Origin of the sequence: Curtobacterium sp. MCLR17_059 (assembly GCF_003234665.1) — a bacterium.
Taxonomy (GTDB): Bacteria; Actinomycetota; Actinomycetes; order Actinomycetales; family Microbacteriaceae; genus Curtobacterium; species Curtobacterium flaccumfaciens.
This window is the reverse complement of record NZ_QKSU01000002.1, coordinates 114,438-135,041: the sequence shown is the minus strand read 5'-3', so window position 1 is coordinate 135,041 and position 20,604 is coordinate 114,438. Positions and strand designations below refer to the sequence as shown.

Annotated in this window: 14 protein-coding genes; 10 read left to right on the top strand and 4 right to left on the bottom strand. The window is 71.8% G+C overall.

Annotated elements, in window-relative coordinates:
- Positions 1-125 precede the first annotated feature (125 nt).
- The gene (locus tag DEJ12_RS04435) at positions 126-3,911 is read left to right on the top strand and encodes a multifunctional oxoglutarate decarboxylase/oxoglutarate dehydrogenase thiamine pyrophosphate-binding subunit/dihydrolipoyllysine-residue succinyltransferase subunit (protein ID WP_181433018.1); all 3,786 of its coding nucleotides are present in this window, start codon (positions 126-128) and stop codon (positions 3,909-3,911) included.
- A gap of 75 nt (positions 3,912-3,986) precedes the next feature.
- On the opposite strand, the gene DEJ12_RS04430 is transcribed toward DEJ12_RS04435, so the two are convergent.
- Positions 3,987-4,427, bottom strand: coding sequence for a GNAT family N-acetyltransferase (locus DEJ12_RS04430; RefSeq protein WP_027465835.1), 441 nt, complete (start codon positions 4,425-4,427; stop codon positions 3,987-3,989).
- Positions 4,428-4,541: 114 nt separating this feature from the next.
- Between DEJ12_RS04430 and DEJ12_RS04425 the strand changes: the two genes are divergently transcribed.
- Positions 4,542-5,120 (top strand): hypothetical protein, encoded by a 579-nt coding sequence (locus DEJ12_RS04425; protein ID WP_111029187.1) that lies wholly within the window; start codon positions 4,542-4,544, stop codon positions 5,118-5,120.
- 68 nt (positions 5,121-5,188) lie between these two features.
- Positions 5,189-6,637: a LamG-like jellyroll fold domain-containing protein gene (locus tag DEJ12_RS04420; RefSeq protein ID WP_111029186.1), complete on the top strand. Its 1,449-nt coding sequence runs from the start codon at positions 5,189-5,191 to the stop codon at positions 6,635-6,637.
- A gap of 65 nt (positions 6,638-6,702) precedes the next feature.
- On the opposite strand, the gene DEJ12_RS04415 is transcribed toward DEJ12_RS04420, so the two are convergent.
- Together DEJ12_RS04415 and DEJ12_RS04410 are read right to left on the bottom strand one after the other, a co-directional pair.
- Positions 6,703-6,945, bottom strand: coding sequence for a zf-HC2 domain-containing protein (locus tag DEJ12_RS04415; RefSeq protein ID WP_027465838.1), 243 nt, complete (start codon positions 6,943-6,945; stop codon positions 6,703-6,705).
- A complete protein-coding gene (locus DEJ12_RS04410; RefSeq protein ID WP_111024012.1) occupies positions 6,942-7,793 on the bottom strand; it encodes a sigma-70 family RNA polymerase sigma factor in 852 nt (283 codons plus the stop codon). Before DEJ12_RS04410 ends, DEJ12_RS04415 begins: the two co-directional genes overlap by 4 nt.
- Before the next feature lie 81 nt (positions 7,794-7,874).
- On the opposite strand from DEJ12_RS04410, the gene aroA reads away from it, so the two are divergent.
- The 4 genes from aroA (at position 7,875) to DEJ12_RS04390 (ending at position 12,657) form a co-directional block, all read left to right on the top strand.
- Positions 7,875-9,260 carry a 3-phosphoshikimate 1-carboxyvinyltransferase gene (gene aroA, locus DEJ12_RS04405; RefSeq protein ID WP_111029185.1) on the top strand — a complete coding sequence of 462 codons (1,386 nt, stop codon included), beginning with the start codon at positions 7,875-7,877 and terminating at the stop codon, positions 9,258-9,260.
- Positions 9,261-9,263: 3 nt separating this feature from the next.
- Positions 9,264-10,310 carry a ribosome small subunit-dependent GTPase A gene (rsgA, locus tag DEJ12_RS04400; RefSeq protein ID WP_111029184.1) on the top strand — a complete coding sequence of 349 codons (1,047 nt, stop codon included), beginning with the start codon at positions 9,264-9,266 and terminating at the stop codon, positions 10,308-10,310.
- Between the two features lie 366 nt (positions 10,311-10,676).
- Positions 10,677-11,849, top strand: a complete 1,173-nt coding sequence (locus tag DEJ12_RS04395; RefSeq protein WP_146243490.1) for a hypothetical protein — start codon at positions 10,677-10,679, stop codon at positions 11,847-11,849.
- A gap of 19 nt (positions 11,850-11,868) precedes the next feature.
- On the top strand, positions 11,869-12,657 hold the full coding sequence (locus DEJ12_RS04390; protein WP_111029182.1) for an inositol monophosphatase family protein: 789 nt from the start codon (positions 11,869-11,871) through the stop codon (positions 12,655-12,657).
- Positions 12,658-12,675: 18 nt separating this feature from the next.
- Here the strand turns inward: DEJ12_RS04390 and DEJ12_RS04385 are convergent, their stop codons facing one another.
- Positions 12,676-14,235 (bottom strand): MFS transporter, encoded by a 1,560-nt coding sequence (locus DEJ12_RS04385; protein WP_258370477.1) that lies wholly within the window; start codon positions 14,233-14,235, stop codon positions 12,676-12,678.
- A 525-nt stretch (positions 14,236-14,760) separates the two neighbouring features.
- On the opposite strand from DEJ12_RS04385, the gene DEJ12_RS04380 reads away from it, so the two are divergent.
- From DEJ12_RS04380 to DEJ12_RS04370, 3 genes are all read left to right on the top strand, one after another.
- A complete protein-coding gene (locus DEJ12_RS04380; RefSeq protein WP_111029181.1) occupies positions 14,761-17,460 on the top strand; it encodes a LuxR family transcriptional regulator in 2,700 nt (899 codons plus the stop codon).
- Between the two features lie 421 nt (positions 17,461-17,881).
- Entirely contained in the window at positions 17,882-19,696 is a 1,815-nt protein-coding gene (glmS, locus tag DEJ12_RS04375) for a glutamine--fructose-6-phosphate transaminase (isomerizing) (protein ID WP_111029180.1), read from the top strand.
- A 163-nt stretch (positions 19,697-19,859) separates the two neighbouring features.
- The gene (locus tag DEJ12_RS04370) at positions 19,860-20,573 is read left to right on the top strand and encodes a M50 family metallopeptidase (protein WP_181433019.1); all 714 of its coding nucleotides are present in this window, start codon (positions 19,860-19,862) and stop codon (positions 20,571-20,573) included.
- Positions 20,574-20,604: the final 31 nt, after the last annotated feature.

Here is a 20,604-nt window from a genome sequence, read left to right as displayed (position 1 = left end):
CCGACTCGCGCCGCGGCTGACACGGAACGGACATGTCGGAGCGGCTAGGCTTGGCACCTGTGCGGCGCAGGGTTGCTCCGCACGACACACACGAGCATCTATCGACGGAGAGTGGGCGATCGGCTGTGTCGAGCCATCTGACCGGAACGGACGAGACCGCGGGCGAATTCGGGGCGAACGAGTGGCTCGTCGACGAGCTCTACGAGCAGTTCGTCGCGGACAAGGAGTCGGTCGACAAGTCCTGGTGGCCGGTCCTCGAGAGCTACCACCGCACGCAGGTCGGTGACGCTCCGGCTCCGACGGGGTCCCCCGCGCAGCAGACGGCGGCTGGGCAGCAGGCAGCGACTGCGCAGCAGGCGCCGACGCAGCAGCAGCAGTCGTCGCCGCAGCAGCCGGCCACCGGGGACACCCCGGGCGAGGCGAAGTCGGGCCCGATCCAGGCGAAGACCACCTCGCGTCAGCCGGCGCCGCAGCCGATCCCGGCCGAGGCGAACGACGCCGCCGATGACCACGAGGAGACCCACGAGGACGTGGCGACCCCGCTCCGGGGCATGGCGAAGACGCTGGCGTCGAACATGGACGCCTCGCTGGCCGTCCCGACCGCCACGAGCGTCCGGACGATCCCGGCGAAGCTGATGATCGACAACCGGATCGTCATCAACAACCACCTGCGACGCGCCCGCGGCGGCAAGATCTCCTTCACGCACCTGATCGGGTGGGCGATGGTGCAGGCGCTCAAGGACTTCCCGAGCCAGAACGTCTACTACGAGGAGCGCGACGGCAAGCCGTTCGTCGTCGCCCCGGCGCACGTGAACCTCGGCATCGCGATCGACGTCCCGAAGAAGGACGGCACCCGCTCGCTCCTGGTGCCGAGCATCAAGCGCGCGGAGACCCTGACGTTCGGGCAGTTCCTCTCCGCTTACGAAGACCTCGTCAAGCGTGCCCGTGACAACAAGCTCACCCCGGCGGACTTCCAGGGCACGACGATCTCGCTCACCAACCCGGGCGGCATCGGCACCGTGCACTCGGTCCCGCGTCTGACGAAGGGGCAGGGCTCGATCATCGGCGCCGGCGCCCTCGAGTACCCGGCGCAGTTCCAGGGCTCGGCGTCGAAGACCCTGGTCGAGCTCGGCATCGGCAAGACCATCACCCTGACGAGCACCTACGACCACCGAGTCATCCAGGGCGCCGGTTCGGGTGAGTACCTCAAGCACGTGCACGAGCGCCTGATCGGCGAGCACGGCTTCTACGACGGCATCTTCGCCGCGCTCCGGATCCCCTACAAGCCGATCCAGTGGGCGAACGACATCAACGTCGACCTGGCGCACCGGGTGAACAAGACCGCGCGCGTGCAGGAGCTCATCAACAGCTTCCGCGTCCGTGGGCACCTGATGGCCGACATCGACCCGCTCGAGTACCGCCAGCGCACGCACCCCGACCTCGAGATCGAGAGCCACGGGCTGACCTTCTGGGACCTCGACCGCGAGTTCGTCACCGGTGGGCTCGCCGGCACCACCTCGGCTCCGCTCCGCGACGTCCTCGGGATCCTGCGCGACGCCTACTGCCGCACGGTCGGCATCGAGTACATGCACATCCAGGACCCGGAACAGCGTCGCTGGGTGCAGGAGCGCATCGAGGTGCCGTACTCGAAGCCCTCGAAGGACGAGCAGCTCCGCGTCCTCGGCAAGCTCAACGAAGCCGAGGCGTTCGAGACCTTCCTGCAGACCAAGTACGTCGGCCAGAAGCGCTTCTCGCTCGAGGGCGGCGAGTCCACCATCGCCTTCCTCGACACCCTGATCCAGCACGCCGCCGGAGCCGGACTGGCCGAGGTCGCGATCGGCATGGCCCACCGTGGCCGCCTGAACGTGCTGACGAACATCGCCGGCAAGACCTACGGGCAGATCTTCCGTGAGTTCGAGGGGTCCTCGCTGCCGGGCACGGTGTCCGGTCAGGGCTCCGGCGACGTGAAGTACCACGTCGGCACCGAGGGCGTGTTCCGCACGTCCGACGGCTCGAGCATCCCGGTGACGATCGCCGCGAACCCGTCCCACCTCGAAGCCGTCGACGGCGTGCTCGAGGGCATCGTCCGCGCCAAGCAGGACCGCGAGGCACCCGGTAGCTTCGGCGTGCTCCCCGTGCTCGTGCACGGCGACGCGGCGATGGCCGGCCAGGGCGTGGTCGTCGAGACGCTGCAGATGTCGCAGCTCCGCGGGTACCGCACCGGCGGCACGGTCCACCTCGTCATCAACAACCAGGTCGGGTTCACCACCCCTCCCGAGTCGGCCCGCAGCTCCGTGTACTCCACCGACGTCGCGAAGACGATCCAGGCACCGATCTTCCACGTGAACGGCGACGACCCCGAGGCCGTCGCCCGCGTCGCCGAACTCGCCTTCGCGTACCGCGAGGAGTTCCACCGCGACGTCGTGATCGACCTGATCTGCTACCGCCGCCGTGGGCACAACGAGGGCGACGACCCCTCGATGACGCAGCCGCTGATGTACAACCTCATCGAGGCGAAGCGCTCCGTCCGCACGCTGTACACCGAGGCCCTCGTCGGCCGTGGTGACATCACGCAAGAGGAGTACGACGAGGCGCACCGCGACTTCCAGGACCGCCTGGAACGCGCCTTCGCCGAGACGCACGAGGCACAGACCGGCACCATCCCGGTCATCGAGGTCGACGACGACGGTGCGGTGCAGGGGCTCGAACGCCCGGCCGCACAGCGCGACGACTCCGAGGTCGAGGTGCACGAGACCGCCGTCTCCGAAGAACTCGTCCGGGCGATCGGCGACGCGCACAGCAACCCGCCCGCCGGGTTCTCCATCCACCCGAAGCTGCAGCAGCTGCTGACCAAGCGCACCGAGATGACGCGCAACGGCGGCATCGACTGGGCGATGGCCGAGCTCATGGCGATCGGCTCGATCCTGGTCGAGGGCAAGCCCGTCCGCCTCGCCGGACAGGACGCCCGACGCGGCACGTTCGTCCAGCGCCAGTCGGTGTTCCACGACCGGGTGAACGGCCAGGAATGGCTGCCGCTGTCGAACCTCACCGAGGACCAGGCCCGGTTCTACGTGTACGACTCGTTGCTGAGCGAGTACGCGGCGATGGCCTTCGAGTACGGCTACTCGGTGGAGCGTCCCGAGTCCCTCGTGCTCTGGGAGGCGCAGTTCGGCGACTTCGCGAACGGCGCCCAGATCGTCATCGACGAGTTCATCTCGTCCGCTGAGCAGAAGTGGGGGCAGCGCTCCGGCCTCGTCCTGCTGCTGCCGCACGGGTACGAGGGTCAGGGGCCGGACCACTCGTCGGCACGCATCGAGCGCTACCTGCAGCTGTGCGCCGAGGACAACATGATCGTCGCGCGCCCGTCGACCCCGGCGTCGTACTTCCATCTGCTCCGCCGGCAGGCCTGGGCCCGTCCGCAGAAGCCGCTCGTCGTGTTCTCCCCGAAGGCGATGCTCCGGCTCCGCCAGGCGACGAGCGCGGTCGAGGACTTCACGACCGGAACGTTCGAGCCCGTGCTGGACGACGCGCGGATCACCGACAAGAGCGCCGTGCGTCGCGTGGTGCTGCACTCCGGCAAGGTGCACCACGACCTGCGTGCCGAGGTCGACAAGCGCGGCGTCACCGACGTCGCACTCGTCCGCCTCGAGCAGCTCGCCCCGCTCCCCCTCGACCGCATCCTCGAGGTCCTGGCGGGCTACCCGGACGCCGACGTCGTGTGGGCACAGGAGGAGCCGGAGAACCAGGGCGCCTGGCCGTTCGTCTGCATGAACCTGTCGCCGCACCTGGGCGGTCGCCCGTTGTCCGTCGCGGCCCGCTCGGCGAGTGCCGCACCGGCCACGGGGTCCTCGAAGCGCTCCGCGCAGGAGGCCGCCGACGTCATCGACACGGCGCTGAGCGCGTCGGCCTAGTCACGGGAAGCGCCCCGTGCGGGAGTCCGAGGGACTCCTGCACGGGGCGCTTCGACGTTCGCCAGGAAGGTGGCGCTACGCGATCTTCGTGTACCGCACCCCGGCGTCGTGGTAGCCGCGCTTCTGGTAGAACCGGTGCGCGCTGTCCGTCGCGGCCGCACTGACGGCGCTGAGGCGACGGGCGCCCTGCTCGACCGCCCATGCTTCGAACGTGCCGATGAGCGCCGAACCGGTGCCGAGCCTCCTGGCCGTGTCGTCGACGACCAGCAGCAGCAGCTGCGCCGTCGGCTCGTCGCTGGCGTACGCCCACGTGACCTGGGCGCCGGCGACGGCGACGACCCGGCCGTCGTCACCGCGGACCACCCACGTGCGGTGCCCGGCTTCGGGGGTGAGCCGGTCGAGGCGGGCGCGCATCGACGCATCGTCGACGTCGTGACCGAGCAGGCGGACGAGGGCGGCGACGTCGGCGACGTCCGTGTCGGACCAGGTGGTGGTCGACTCGACGGAGAGGGTCATGTCGGCCAACCTACCCGGGCCGTCGGTCGTGTTGCGACGGGGTTCCATAACAACTGATATTCATATACTCTGCTGTCATATCACCCGCCGGGTGAACCGACCGACAGGACAGCCATGCACATCACCTCCCGCCACGGCCGCACGGCCGCCTGGATCGCCTTCCCGCTCGCCGTCGTCGCGAGCGGTGCCCTCATCGCAACCGCCTCGTACGCCGCCTTCTCGAGCAGCACCGACAACGCCGCGAACAGCTGGCGCACCGGTGCCGTCTCCCTCACCGACGACGACCAGGGCGTCGCGATGTTCGACGTCGACGACCTGGTTCCGGGGTCCGCCGGCTCGAACTGCATCACGGTGACGGCGAACACCACCAACGCCTCGACCGTGAAGCTCTACGCCGCAGACGCGACCGACGCCGACTCCCTCGCCGAGCACCTCGGGCTGACGGTCGAGCGCGGCAGCCTCGGCACCGCGGGCGACTGCAGCACCTTCACGGGGACGACCGTGCACGACGGGACGCTCGCCGACCTCATGGCGTCCGAGTCCTTCGGCACCGGCGTCGACGCATGGAAGCCCACGACGGGCACGGCGAGCACGACCTACCGGTTCAGCTACGACCTGAGCGAGGGCGCGCCGAACACCGTGCAGTCGTCCGAGGCCGGCACCACGTTCGTGTGGGAAGCGCAGACCGACTGATCCCCGTCCCGATCCGTCCCACCAGAACCGTCCGACCCGCCCGTCCCGCCCGACCCGAGGAGCAGCCGATGCCGAACGTCGCCACCCGCCGTCACGTCCGCTGCGTCGGCGACCTGCCCCGGCTGCTCCTCGCGGTCTCGGCACGGACGGTCCTCTGGTCGGTGCTGCTGCTCGCACTGTGGGCGTCGCTCCCCGCGGCGTTCGGGTGGCACGTCACGACGGTCGTCTCCGACTCGATGGCCCCCGGGATCCGCACCGGGGACGTCGTCGCCGCGATGCCCGTCGACCCGGACGACCTCGAGGCCGGACGGGTGCTGCTCGTCGAGGACCCCGACCACCGGGATCGACTCCGTCTGCACCGGCTCGAGCGCATCGAACCGGACGGGGGCCTGCGTCTGCGCGGGGACGCGAACCCGACGGCCGACCGCACGGCCGTCGAACCCGCGGCGGTCCTCGGAGTCGGGGTGCTGCGGTTCCCGTGGATCGGGCTGCCGGGCGTCTGGATCCGCGGGGGCGACTGGACCGCCCTGCTGCTGGCCGGCGTCGTCACGGCCGTGCTCGTCGTCGCCGGGCGTGCTGATCGGGACGTCGTCGCCGGTCGCCCCTGCCGCACCTGCGGCACGCCTCGACGCGATCTCCACTCGCCCGTGGTCGCGGAGCCCCGGACCGCGACCGTCACCACCCCGACGTCGACCACCGCGCCGGTCGCGGTGTTCACGGCAGCGGCCATCACCCTCACCCTGCTCGCTGGAGCCGGCGCTGGCGCGGGCGCGGGCGCCGGGTTCAGCGGCTCGACCGGGACCGCCTCGGCCCTCGGCACCGGCGGCTTCGGGTGCTTCCACCAGCCGGCACCCGGCACGTCACTGGCGTGGGACTTCGCCGAGAAGAACGGTCCGCAGGTCGTCGACTCGAGCGGGTCCGGGGCCGACGGCGCCTTCACGCCCGCCGCTGCCGCCCGGGTCGACGCGGACTGCGCGACGAACCCCTACGCGACGTTCTGGACCGAGGACGGCGCCGAAGGGTGGGCGGTCACGGACACCGCGGTCGACGCGCCGAACACCTTCACGATCGAGACCTGGTTCCGGACCGACGACACCGACGGTGGTCGGGTCTTCGGCTTCGGCTCGGACCGATCAGCGGCATCGACCTACCGCGACCGGCACCTGTACATCGGCGCCGACGGAGTCCTGCGCTTCGGGGTCGAGGGCTCCGGTTCGCAGTTCAAGTTCACCATCGGGTCCGCCGCGCCCGTGAACGACGGCGCCTGGCACCACGTGGTGGCCACCTTCGAGGCACGGTCGATGACGCTCTGGGTCGACGGTTCACTGCAGGGCAGTCGATCCGACGCCGTCACGCTGCGGCAGTACCCCGGACACTGGCGGGCCGGGCGGCAGACGCTGTCCGGTTGGCCCGGTGCAGCGGGTTACGCCTTCACCGGTGACGTGGACACCGTCCGGGTGCACGACAGCGTCCTCGACGCAGCTGAGGTCGCGCAGGCGTTCCAGGCCGGGCGCTGACACCAGACCGTGCCAGGTCGCAGCCCAGCGAAGCCCAGCCCAGCGAAGCCCAGCCCGGCGCGGCGTCAGTGCGTCGCCTGCTCCACCCGGATGCGCGCGAGGATCTCGCTGCGCAGCTGGTCGGGAGCGGTCTCCTTGCAGGCGCGACGGACGGTCTCCATGAGCACGACGCCGACGCGGTGCTCGGTCTGGCAGTCCTCGCAGCCGTCCATGTGCTCGCGGATGTCCGCGGCGTCCTCGTGGCGGAGCTCGTCGTGCAGGAACTCCTCGAGCTCGGCCTTCGCCTTCGAGCAGTCGCAGCCGCTCATCGTGCGTCCTTCCGTCCGGTGCGACCCGTGGCCGCGGTTGCCTTCGTCGTCTGTGCCGCGCCTCGTCCCCGTCCACGCATCGTCGCCGTCGACGCTGCGTCCGGGACGATGCCGGTCTCACGGGCGTGGTCCGCCAGGAGCCCACGGAGGAGCCGGCGGCCACGGTGGAGGCGGCTCATGACCGTCCCCACGGGGGTCTTCATGATGTCGGCGATCTCCTGGTACGAGAAGCCTTCGACATCGGCGAAGTACACGGCCATCCGGAAGTCCTCCGGGATGGCCTGCAGGGCGTCCTTCACGGCGGAGGACGGCAGGTGGTCGATCGCGTCGGCCTCGGCGGACCGGGCGGAGATCGACTGGGTGACGCTCTCCGCGCCGCCGAGCTGCCAGTCCTCGAGCTCGTCGATGGTGCCCTGGTACGGGTTCCGCTGGTTCTTGCGGTACGTGTTGATGAACGTGTTCGTGAGGATCCGGTACAGCCAGGCCTTCAGGTTCGTGCCCTGCTTGAACTGGCGGAACGCGGCGAAGGCCTTGACGAACGTCTCCTGCACCAGGTCCGACGCGTCGGCCGGGTTGCGGGTCATCCGCATGGCCGCACCGTAGAGCTGGTCCATGAAGGGCAGCGCCTGGTCCTCGAACAGGGACCGCAGCTCCGCCTCGGAGACGGTCTTCGCGTCCACCGGCTCGTCTGCGGCGTCGTCGAGGGCTTCGTGCTCCTCTTCGACGGCGTCGAGCTGCACCTCGGTCTCGTCGACCAGGTGGTGCGGAGCTGCCTGCGGTTCGTCGGTCGTCATCGCCGCCAAGTCTAGGCCGAGCGTGCCGAGCGTCGTCGGCACCGCGGTCAGCACGGTCGCCGTGCCGGTCCGCTCTCGTGCGAGTGTTGCTGTCGCCACTGATCCTCCCGGTGCGTTCAGTACCCTGGTGAACCGATGGCAGACACGACGCATTCCCACAGCGGGGCCCAGCCCGCCGACCCCTGGATCGCCCCGGTCGCAGGGGGTCCGCTGCGCGGTGACGTCGCGCTGCCCGGGTCGAAGTCGCTGACGAACCGGGAGCTCGTGCTCGCGGCCCTCGCGGACGGCCCCTCGACGATCCGGCTCCCGCTGCACTCCCGTGACTCGGCGCTGATGATCGCGGGCCTCCGTGCGCTCGGCGTCGGCATCGAGGAGCTCGAGCCGGCGGCCGGCACCGCCCCGAACCCCTACGGCCCGGACCTCCGGATCACGCCCGCCCCGATGCACGGCGACGTCCGCCTGGACTGTGGGCTGGCCGGCACCGTGATGCGCTTCCTGCCGCCGCTCGCCGCCCTGGCCGTCGGTCCCGTCACGGTCGACGGCGACCCCTACGCCCGCAAGCGGCCGATGCACGCCATCGTGCAGGGACTCGTGGACCTCGGTGTCGACGTCACGGACGACGGCGGCGGTTCGATGCCGTTCTCGTTCACCGGCACCGGCTCGGTCCGCGGTGGCGCCCTGACCATCGACGCCTCGGCGTCCTCGCAGTTCGTCTCCGGCCTGCTGCTGTCGGCCCCCCGCTTCGACGAGGGCCTGCACCTCACCCACGTCGGCGAGCGCCTGCCGAGCATGCCGCACATCGAGATGACCGTCGCGGCGCTCCGTGCCCGCGGCGTCCGCGTCGACGAGCCGTCGGTCGGCGAGTGGGTCGTGCACCCCGGCCCGATCGGCGCGCGTGACGTCACGATCGAGCCCGACCTGTCCAATGCGGCGCCGTTCGCGGTCGCCGCGCTCGTCGCCGGCGGCACGGTCCGCATCCGCACCTGGCCGACCGAGACGACGCAGGTCGGCGCCGACCTCGAGACGCTCCTGCCCCTGTGGGGGGCGAGCGTGGCCCGTGACGGTGACGACCTGGTCGTCGACGGCGGCGTCGGGATCCGGGGTGGGGCCTCCTTGCCGGGTCTCGAACTCGACCTGAGCCGCGGCGGCGAACTCGCCCCGGCGCTCGTCGCGCTGGCCGCGCTGGCGGACGGCCCGAGCGAGATCACCGGGATCGGTCACCTGCGGGGGCACGAGACGGACCGCCTGGCCGCGCTGGCGGCGGACCTCAACCGGTCTGGAGGCGCGGTGCACGAACTCGACGACGGCCTGCGCATAGAGCCGGCGCCGCTCCACGGCAGCGCCTGGGGCGCGTACGACGACCACCGGATGGCGACCGCGGGGGCGATCGTGGGCCTCGTCGTCGACGGCGTCGCCGTCGACGACATCGGGTCGACCGCGAAGACGCTGCCGCAGTTCCCGGAGCTGTGGGCCGCGCTCGTGGCGTCCTCGGTGACCGCTGCACCGGTGAGTGGGGACTGACGCATGAGCTGGTGGGACGACGTCGACGGTGACGACGCCGACGCCGACGAGCCGTACGGGCAGTACGACGAGTCGAGCGTGCGGGTGCGTCCGAACCCGAAGGGCAACCGACCGCGCACGAAGACCCGTCCGACGTACGACGACGCCCCGGTCGGGTGGGTGACGAACGTCGACCGCGGGCGGTTCGGCGTGCTGATCGACGACCACGTCATCACCGCGACGAAGGCCCGCGAGCTCGGCAAGAAGTCCGTCGTCACGGGCGACCACGTGTCGCTCGTCGGGGACGTCTCGGGCGACCCGGGCTCGCTCGCGCGCATCGTGAAGGTCGCCGAGCGCACCACACTGCTGCGACGGAGTGCCGACGACTCCGACGAGGTCGAGCGCGTCATCGTGGCGAACGCCGACCAGATGCTCATCGTGGTGGCCGCCGCCGACCCCGAGCCGCGCACCCGCCTGATCGACCGGTACCTGGTGGCCGCGTTCGACGCCGGCCTCGACCCGATCCTCTGCATCACGAAGACCGACCTCGCCGACCCGGCTGCGTTCCTGGCGCACTTCGCGTGCCTGGATCTGCGGATCGTGACGAGCCGATCGGACGACGTCCCGTTCGAGGCGCTGCACGAGCTCCTGGACGACAAGGTGACCGTGACCGTCGGGCACTCCGGCGTGGGCAAGTCGACGCTGGTGAACGCCCTGACCGGCTCGACGCGGGCGATCGGGGTCGTGAACTCCGTGACCGGGCGGGGGCGGCACACGTCGTCGTCGTCGATCGCGCTGCAGGTCCGTGACGGCGGGTGGATCATCGACACGCCTGGTGTGCGGTCGTTCGGCCTGGGGCACGTCGACCCCGCGAACGTCTTCCGGGCGTTCGCGTCGCACGCCGTGCCGGTGCGGCCCGCGCGGGACGGCATCCCGTTGGCGCAGGCGCACGACTGGGAGATCGTCGACCGGGTGCAGGACGGGGAGCTCGGGCCGACCGGCGTCGAGCGGCTCGACTCGTTCCGGGCGCTGCTGACCGGCATGGGCGCGTCCGACCCCGGTTCCGAGTAGCGCGCCGGCGGTGCTGGCCGGGTGGTTGTCGGCGCTCGTCGGCGGTTGTCGGCGGCTGGTCGGCGGCTGGTCACGACACCCCGCGGTGTGTGCGTCGAGTGGCCACGAACTGTCGGCTGGAGCGGCGGCACCCGACAGTTCGTGACCGCTCGAGCGCCGGCGCGCGGTGAGTCGTGACCACTCCGGTTCCCGCGCCCCTCGCACGGTGCAGACCTCGCACCGTGCGAGGGGCGCCTGAACGGTGCGAGGTCGTGCACTCCGTGCGGGCTCGCGCGCCTCGCACGGAGTGGGCAACCTCGCACCGGACAGTGCCTCGGCACCGGGCCGGCGTCGACAAGCACGCAGCGGGGTTGTACAGTTGCGGTCGTGTCTGAAGTTGCAAAGTACAACTTTGCGCCGACCCCCGCTGTCGACGCCCCGTCCCCGAGCACGACGACGACGTCGCACGCGCACCACTCCCCCACCCACAAGTCCCCACGAGCCCCGAAGCCGCAGCGGTCCGACAGCGTCTTGCGACCCGCCGGCCTCGGTCGTGTGCTGCGGACGTTCGCCTCGCACATCCTCGTGCCGCTGTTCCTGGCCGCCGGCATGGGCCTGGCCTACCTCGGTGCCTTCCACGCCCCGGCCCCGCAGGAACTGCCGGTCGGCATCGTCGGCCAGGGCGCGGCCACCCAGGTGTTCGCTCAGACCGTGACCGACCAGTCCGACGGCGCCCTCGTCGCCCACGTCGTCGCCTCGACGAAGGCTGCCGAGCAGCAGGTGCGCGATCGCGACCTCGCCGCGGTGTACGCGCCGACGGCGACGGGTGCCACGCTCTACGTCTCGACCGCCGCGTCGGAGACCACCGCGAGCGCCGCACAGAAGGTGTTCCTGCCGATCGCCTACGACCAGCACGTGCCGTTCCGGGTCGTCGACGTCGTGCCCACGGGCGACCAGGACACCACTGGCCAAGGGCTGTTCTTCCTGCTCGTGGCCCTGAGCGTCGGCGGGTACGCGTCCGCGATCGCCGTGGCCTCGGTTGCGACGAAGCTCCGTGCGGTGTGGACCGCGGTCATCGGGCTCGCCACAGCGGGGGTCGTCGCCGGCATCGGCGTGATCGTCGCCGGACCGATCTACGGCGTCATCACCACCCACCACTGGCAGGTGTTCCTGTTCGCCTGGCTCTACGACTCGATCATCGTCGCACTCGGCGTCGGGCTGCACCCCGTGCTCGGACGGTGGACCACCCCGATCCTCACGATGCTCTTCGTGATGCTGAACTTCACGTCGTCCGGCGGGATCTTCCAGCCGGCGTTCCAGCCCGGGTTCTTCGCCGCCTTGCACACCTTCTGGAGCGGTGCCGCGTGGCTGCAGGCCGCTCAGGACCTGCAGTACTTCCCGGACGCGTCGCTCGGCCGGTCGTCGCTCGTGCTCGCCCTCTGGCTGGCCGCCGCGCTCCTGCTCTGCGTCGTCGTGCACGGGCTCGTCGCCCGCCGGACCCGCATCGCCCGGGAGCGCGAGGTCACCCGGCTCGAGGAAGAAGAGGTCGTCGCCGCGTAGCGACGGTAGGTTGGGCGACGTGGACCTCAGCGCCGACCTGGACTTCGCCCGCTCCCTCGCCGACACCGCCGACGCGATCAGCCTCGAGCGCTTCCGTGCCGCCGACCTGCACGTGACGAAGAAGGCCGACAGCACGCACGTCACCGACGCCGACCAGGCCGTCGAACGGGCCCTGCGCGAGCGGCTCGCCGCCGAGCGACCGGACGACGCGTTCCTCGGCGAGGAGACGACGGCGGACACCGGGGCCGAGGCCGTCAGCGAAGGACACCGCCAGTGGGTGGTCGACCCGATCGACGGCACCGCCAACTACCTGCGCGGCGTGCCGGTGTGGGCGACCCTCATCGCGCTCGCGGTCGACGGCCGTCCGGTGCTCGGCGTCGTCAGCGCTCCCGCCCTCGGCAAGCGCTGGTGGGCGGCCGAGGGTTCCGGCGCGTTCTCGCTGGACGGGCCGCTCCGGGTCTCCGGGGTGTCCGAGCTCGCCGACGTGAGCCTGAGCTACAACAGCATCCAGCAGTGGGACGACGACGACCGCCTCGAGTCGCTCGTCGACCTGTCGCGCCGGGTCTGGCGCACCCGGGCCTACGGCGACATGTGGTCGTACATGATGGTGGCCGAGGGCGTCCTCGACGTCGCCGGCGAACCGGACCTGAAGCCGTGGGACATCGCAGCCCTCGTCCCCATCGTCGAAGAGGCCGGTGGCCGCTTCACCTCGCTCGACGGCGATCCCGGGCCGTGGCACGGCAGCGCGCTCGCATCGAACGGCCTGGTGCACGACGCCGTCGTCGAGGTCATCCGCCGCGACTCCTAGGCACGGTCGGCGGGCAGGTCAGCCCCGCTCGGCGGATCCGGACGCCTCGGTGCGCTCCGCGGACCCCGCAGCCGTGCCAGGGTGCTCGGCGTCACCGTCCGACCGCCGCGCCGCCCGCCGACGCGCCACCAGGTCCGCGCCGGCCAGCACCAGTGCGAGCGCCATCAGCGACACCGTGAACGTCGTGCCGCTGCGGAACGCGTCGTGGTACGCGTCGAGACGAGCGCCGGAGCCACCGGAACCCGAGCCCGCCGCCTCGCTCCGCACGATCCCGTAGAAGATGCTCGTGGCGACGGCGGTGCCGATCGCGGTGCCGACACGCTGCCCGAGCTGCTGCATCGACCCCGCCACCCCGGACTGCTCGACGGGGATCTCGGCCAGGGTCAGGGTCTGGTTCGGCGACACCACGAACCCGCCACCGAGTCCGCCCACCAGGAACGCGCCCGCCATCGCCCACGGGGTGACCTCCGGCGGGGTGGCGACGGCGGCGACCATGAGCAGCAGGAAGCCGACGACGACCATCCCGAGCCCGGCGACGACCAGCGCCCGCCCGACCCGGTCGACGATCCGTCCGCCGATGTACGAGCCGACGGCACTCGTCGCGGCGAAGGGGATGCTCACCATGCCGGCGAACAGGGGCGAGAGCCCGAGGCCCTCCTGCAGGTACAGCGTGACCATGAGGAACGACGCCGGCAGCGCCGCGAAGTAGACGGCCACGATCGACAGCCCGTTGCGGTACGACGACAGCCGGAACAGTTCGAAGTGCACCACGGGCGACTTGCCCTGCCGCTTGAACCGCTGCTCCCAGAGCACGAACAGCACGAGGAACACCGCGAAGCCGACCAGCCAGAACCAGCGGGTCGCGGAACCACCCCCTCCGCTGGTGAGCACGAACGGCAGCATCAGGGTGATGATCGCCGCGCCGAGCAGCAGGATGCCGACGACGTCCAGTTCACGGTCCTGCGCCTTCCCCTGGGCACCCTTCGGCAGCAGGCGGACGGCGAAGAGCAGTGCGGCGGTCCCGAGGGGCACGTTCATCCAGAACAGCAGCCGCCAGCCGGACTCCTCGCCGCCGATCGCGATGAGGCCACCGCCGATGGTCGGCCCGAGGGCGGTGGAGATGCCGATCATCGCCCCGAACAGCCCGAACGCGCGGCCCCGCTCCGGTCCGCGGAACAGCTGCTGCACCAGTCCGATGACCTGGGGCATCTGGATCCCGGCGGCGAATCCCTGCAGGATCCGGGTGACGATCAGGACCTCGATGTTCGGTGCCACGGCGCACAGCAGGCTCGATCCGGTGAACGCACTGAGCCCCACGATGAACATGACGCGCCGGCTCTTCAGGTCCCCGAGCCGACCCGCGGGCACCAGGGCGAGGCCGAACGCCAGCGCGTACCCCGCCACGATGAGCTGGAGCGACGAGCTGGTGGCCCCGAGGGACTGCTCGATCGAGGGCAGCCCGACGTTCACCTTGGACAGGTCGAGGATCGTCAGGGCTGCGACCGCCACGCACACGGCGAAGGCGCGCCACCGGGTGCGGTCATCGAGGCGGGCGTCGGTCGGTTCAGCGTTGGACATCCCGTCCTGGCTACACCTGCGAGGACGAACGAGGTCCGGACAGAGCTGTACCCCGGTTCCGTCAGGCGGACCCGGACCGGGGTGCAGAGGGCGGGTGCCACACCCCCCTCGTGGCCCCCCGTACTGGGGGCACCGTTCTGGACATCTGCGAGCCGGAGTCCGCTCGGCGGGCCGGTACCTGAGTTATCGTGCTCCAGACGGCAGGTCACGTGACGCTCTCGGATTCCCTAGATCCGGACGGCGGAACAGACCGGTCGTGTTCGTCCGAAGACCCTAACCCGAGGGGTGATACAGACGATGACATCATCGTTCCCGAGCGGAACCGAGTGCACCCACACTCGTCGACCGCATCCAATCCACGACAGTTCCGGCGCGCGCTCAGTCGCCGCCGCTCGTCCGCACTCCGCCACGGTCACCCGCCGTGCAGCAGTTCGGTCCGCCTCCGTGCGCCCCGTCGCAGCGACCCCTGTGTTCGCCGACGCCCTCCTCGCAGCATCCGCCTCCGGACCCGGAGGCCGGTGAGTCATGGCACTCACCGGTCGACGTCTCGAGGTCGACCGGATCGCGACCCTCGCAGTGCTCCCACGGGAGTCCGCGATGGTCGTGGTCGGCGACCCTGGTTCCGGACGCAGCAGCGTCCTCGACGCGGTCTCGAACCGCGTTTCCCTCCCCGTCGTCCGGGTCGGTGTCAACGGGAGTGAATCCCGCTGGCCACTGGCCGGGGTGACCTCCCTGTTCACCGCGCTCGACGACCCTCGAGCGACCGCACACATCGCCCACCTGCTGCAGGCCGGCGGGACCGCGGCCGCCGTGACGGCCGGGCTGGCGGCGGCGCACGACTTCCTCGACGCCGTGCACGCCCTGACCCTTCCGCCGACGCTCGTCCTCATCGACGACCTCGACCGGATGGACTCGGAGAGCCAGGAACTCATCGCGTTCCTCGCCGGACGACTCGCGGGCACCGCCCTGCGTGTCGTGGCGACGGTCCGCTCGGTGCCGTCGGACGGGCCGCTCGCGGCCCTGCCGACCCTGCGCATCGAACCACTGCCCTCGGACGAGGCCCTGGTCCTCGCCCGGGCCATGGCACCGGCCGAGGCGAACGACGGCGTCCTCGCCGTCCTCGCCGAGGAGACCGGTGGCAACCCCGGCGCGCTCCGCGAACAGCTCGCGGTGCTCACCCGGGAGCAGCTCACCGGCGCGGAGCCGATCGTGCTCCCGCTCCGACCCACTCCGACGACCGAGGCCATCGCGGCACTCGCACTCGGGCCCGCCGCGGGACGCGATCTGGACGTCCTCGCGAAGCTCGCCCTGGTGCCCGTCGCGAAGACCACGGCGTGGGACCGGGACGAGCTGGACGACCTGGTCGGGGCCGGCCTCGCGACCGTCCGTGGGCAGAGCGTCACCGTCCGGCACCCGCTCGTGCGTTCCGCGCTCTACTGGCGGGTGCCCGCCCGTGACCGTCGTGCGGCACACGCCGAGCTGGCCACGGCGAGCGCGGAGAGCGACCCGCGGTCGGCCGCGTGGCACCGGAGCTTCGTCGACGACGTCCCCGACGTGGTCGCGCTGCTCCAGGCCGCACGGTCGTACGTCGTGGACGGCAACGTGCACGCCGCGATCGCGCTGACCGAGCGTGCCCTGCACATCGGTGGCGGGACCGAGGACGAGCACGTCGCGCTCCTCGGGGTCGCGGAGGCCATGCTCGGCAAGCGCCTGCTCGGCTTCGCCGCGCGGTACCTCGCGGCGCTCCGTCCGTTCCGGACGACGCCGAACGAGGTCCGCCGGCTCCGCCTGCAGTACTCGGCCGAGTACCTCAGCGGTGACGCCGTGCACGCGGACGAGCTGCTCGTCCCCGTCGACGCGACCGACCCGGCCGAGGTGGACGCCGTCGCCGGGCTGATGGCCATGGTGGCGTGCTTCCGTGCCGAGGCGTGGGAGCTCGACCAGGCGAAGGACCTGCTGCACCGGATCGAACCGCTCGAGGGGTCGGCGTCCGCGCACACCCTCGAGATCACGACGACCGCGCGGGAGCTCATCGCCGCCGTGGACGGCGTGCTGCCGCCCGACACCGAGCTGCACGACGGGCTCGCGACGTCGGAGCTCGTGGCGATGTCCGACCCGGCCCTGCTGCTCCTCGCCCACGCGCTCAGCATCAGCGAGCGCTACCGGAGCGCGCGACGGGTGTTCGCACTCGTGCTCGCCCGGGGGCCGGAGACCGCGGCGGTGTGGACCGAGGCGGCGCGCTACCTGACGTCCGAGAACGAGGTGCGCTCCGGCAACTTCCGGCAGGCGCTCCGCGCGATCGACGTGTGGGAGTCCGGTTCGTCCGTCGCCGAGCGGTTGCGTGAGCCCTCCCGGGCGATCGCCGTCGCGTGGCGGCACTTCGCCGAGGGCCGTTCCGCCGAGGCGCTCGACGTCGTGGACCGGTGCCTCGAGCACCGTTCGACGAGTCGGCTCTGGGGTGCGACGGCGAAGCTGCACGCACTCCGCGGCAAGGTCCTGCTGCTCGACGGCCGCCTCGACGAGGCCGCCACCGCGCTCGAGGCCGCCGACGCCATCGGTCGGTCGCTCCGGAACCCCGCGGTGCTCCGGCACCTCGGCGACCTGGTCGAGGCGTACGTGCGGCTCGGACGGATTGACGATGCCCGGACGATCACGGCCCGCCTGGCGGCGGACCACCACGCCCGGCCCGGGCGCTGGGGCGCCCTGGTGCTGGCGCGGAGCCTCGCGCTCGTCGCCGACGACACCACCCGCGAGCCGGCCCGTCGCCGTGCGCTGGAGCTGTTCCAGCCGCACGACTCGCAGTACGAGCGGGCTCGCACGTTCGCGGCGCTGGCCGCCGTCGGCAACCCGGCGGAACGGCCGCGTCTCGGCGCGGCGGCCGCGGCGGCGTACGAGGCGGCCGGCCTGCGTCGACCGCTCGTGACGCCGGCGCCGGCTGCGGCGATGCCGCAGTTCGGCACGGGCTCGTCGTCGATCCGGTCCGCACCGGTGCTCTCGCCGGCGTTCCCCGGGACGCCGCGCAGCGCCCCCGACGCATCGGCGGTGCTCACGTCGCTGACCGCCGAGGAGCGCGCGGTGGTGCAGAAGGTCACCGAGGGCTACCGCAACCGCGAGATCGCGTCATCGCTGTTCATGTCGCAGCGCACGGTGGAGCTGCGGCTCACGCAGATCTACCGCAAGGTCGGCGCGCGGTCGCGATCGCACCTGGTCGCGCTCCTCACGTAGGAGACGCACCACAGGACGGAGGGGAGGCCCGGTACCAGCTGGTACCGGGCCTCCCGTCCGTCGTCCCTCGCTTGGTGCGACGGCGATTGCGGGAGTCCGCACGCGACCGCAGCGCGGTGTGCCCCCGCACGCGGGGAACCGCAAGAGCGTCCGACGGGTGTTGCCGTGTGGTCGGCGGCGGGTGAGGCTTCTCCTGCACCGACCGCCGTGCCCCTCCCCCGGGGGCCAGCCCGCGGTACCCCGTCCGGTACCCGAACCCCTCGGCCCAACGACACCGACGTCCGTCCTCGCCTGATCCGAGGACGGGCGTCGGTTCCCGGGCCGGGAGGCCCCGGACGCGCGGCAGACCCGACGGCGGTCGGTGCCGCACCACTTCCACCTCCCCGTTCCACCCACCCTCGTTCCCCCGAAGGGACAGCCGATGTGCGGCATCATCGCGGCCCGCGTGTCTGACGACGCGACCCCCTACCTGCTCGACGGACTCGAACGACTCGAGTACCGCGGGTACGACTCCGCCGGCATCGCCGTCCGGACGGCCGTCGGACGCACCGAGACGATCCGCTCAGTCTCCCGCGTCGGCGACCTGCGCACCCTCGTCGCGGCACGCTCCGGTGACGCGCTCACCGGCGTCGGCATCGGCCACACCCGCTGGGCGACGCACGGTGCCGTGCGCGAGGCGAACGCGCACCCGCACGCCGACTGCACCGGCCGGATCTCGATCGTGCACAACGGCATCGTCGAGAACGCGGACCGGCTGCGCCAGACGCTCGAGGCGCAGGGCCACCGCTTCCGGTCCGACGTCGACTCCGAGGTCATCACGCACCTGGTCGAGCGGGCGCTGGCGGTCGACCCGGACCTGATGCTCGCGGTGCAGATCGCGACGGCGCAGCTCGAGGGCTCGTGGGCGATCGTGGTCCTGGACGCCCGGGACGGCCGCATGGTCGTGGCGGCGGACCGTTCGCCCCTCGTCGTCGCACGCTCCGGCCGTGGTGACTTCGTGGCAAGCGACATCGGCGCGATCGCCGAGTGGTGCGAGACGTTCGTGGCGCTGCGCGACGGCGACGTCGTCGAGCTCGGTGAGGCATGGACGTGGTCGTCCGACGGCATCACGGTGCCCGTGCCGTTCCCCACGCCGTCCCCGTTCGCCGCCGCAGCACTCGACCTCGGCGACCACACCGACCACATGGCGAAGGAGATCGACGAGCAGGCCGACGTCGTCGCGACGATCCTGGACCGGGTGACCCGCCGCACCGCCGACGGCAGCATGTGGGTGGGCCTCGGCCTGGCCGGCTTCCACCGGCTGGCGATCGTCGCCTGCGGCACGTCGCTGAACGCGGGCCAGGTGATCGCGACCGCACTGCGCGGGATCGGTGGGGTGCCGACCGACATCGTCGTCGCGAGCGAGGCCGACCAGGCCGTGCTCGGTCCGGGAACCCTGGTCGTCGCGATCAGCCAGTCCGGTGAGACCGCGGACGTGCTCCGCGCCCTGGACCGGTTCGAGGACCGCCACCCGGTGCTCGCGCTGACGAACAACATGCACTCCTCGCTCGCTCGACGGGCCGACGCCGTGCTCGACTGCCACGCTGGCCCGGAGATCGGGGTCGCCGCCACGAAGACGTTCACGGCGCAGGTCGTCGTCGGGGTCGCGGCGATGATCTCCGCGATGGTCGCCTCCGGCCGCATCGAACCGTCGCGCGCGCAGGTGCTCGTCGACGAGCTGCTCGACCTGCCGGCCCGGATCGAGCACGCCGCGCGGGTGTCCGCCGAGCGGATGCCGCTGCTGGTGTCGAGCGTCAAGGAGGCGACCGGCTTCCTGTTCCTCGGCCGCGGTGCCGGACTGCCGTACGCCGCCGAGGGCGCCCTGAAGCTCAAGGAGCTCAGCTACCGCTGGGCCGAGGCCTACCCCGCCGGCGAACTCAAGCACGGGCCGCTCGCGCTGGTGGACGACGGCACCCCGGTGGTCGTCATCGACCACGGTGAGCCGAAGATCCAGTCGGCGATCGCCGAGGTCCGGGCACGCGGTGGCTTCGTCATCACGATCGGCGGCGAGTCGGCGGACATCCCCGCGCTCGGCCGCCGTGGCACCGGCGACCTGGCCTGGGGTGCGATGACCGCGCCGTGGGGTCCGCTCGAGGCCGTCGTGCCACTGCAGATGCTCGCGCGGGAACTGGCCCTGCAGCTCGGGTGCGACGTCGACAAACCCCGGAACCTCGCGAAGTCGGTGACGGTCGAATAGCCGGGCGCCGACGCGTGAACCGCCTGACGGTCTTCCTCGCCGTCCTCACCGCCCTGGCGATCGCCGGCACCGTGGTCCTGGTCACGGTGGTGCTGACGACGCCCGGGCTCTCCTGACGCCGATCCCGCAGGGTCTTCCTGGGCGGGGCTGCGATGCTGGTCACTTGACCACCGCAGCCCCGCCCCTCGTCTTCGTCGCGCTCCTCGTCGGCGCCGTCCTGCCGTTCGGGCCGTTCGTCGGCCGCGTGGCCCGCATCGCCGCGACCATCGCGCACGAGGTCGGGCACGCGATCGTCGTCGTGCCGTTCGGCGGGCGGATCCAGCGGATCGAGCTGCACCCGGACGGGTCCGGCGAGGCCTGGGTCCAGCTCGGCCGGGTGCCCGGCGGCATCCGGTGGCTCGTCCGGATCCTGAACCTGTACGCCGGGTACAGCGCACCCCTGTGGGCGGGCGTGCTCCTGGTGACGGGGGTGCTGCACGGCTCCCGCTGGCTGCCCGTGGTGGTGCTCGCGGTCATCGGGCTCGTCGCGCTGGCGTTCGTCCGGAACTGGTTCGGCCTGCTCGTCGTGCTCGGCTTCGACGCGCTCGCCCTGTGGGTGGCTGTCCGCCCGTCCGAGGCCACCGTCCTGGTGGTCGCCGCCGTCGGGGCGTTCTTCGTCGTCGACGGCCTGCGCTCGGTGGTGCAGGTCGGCCGCTGGCTGGTCACCGGCGCCCGGGTGCAGACCGACTTCCACATCGCCGCGGCCGAGATGCGGGTGCCGGCGTCCCTGTGGTTCGTGCTGTTCGTCGCCGTGAACGCCGTCGCGGTGTGGCTGGCGCGCGAGCCGCTGCTCCAGGTCTGGGACACCGTCGTCACCGGGGTCCGCGCGCTCGTCTGAGGCTGCGCGCGCGTAACCGGGGGCCGCAATC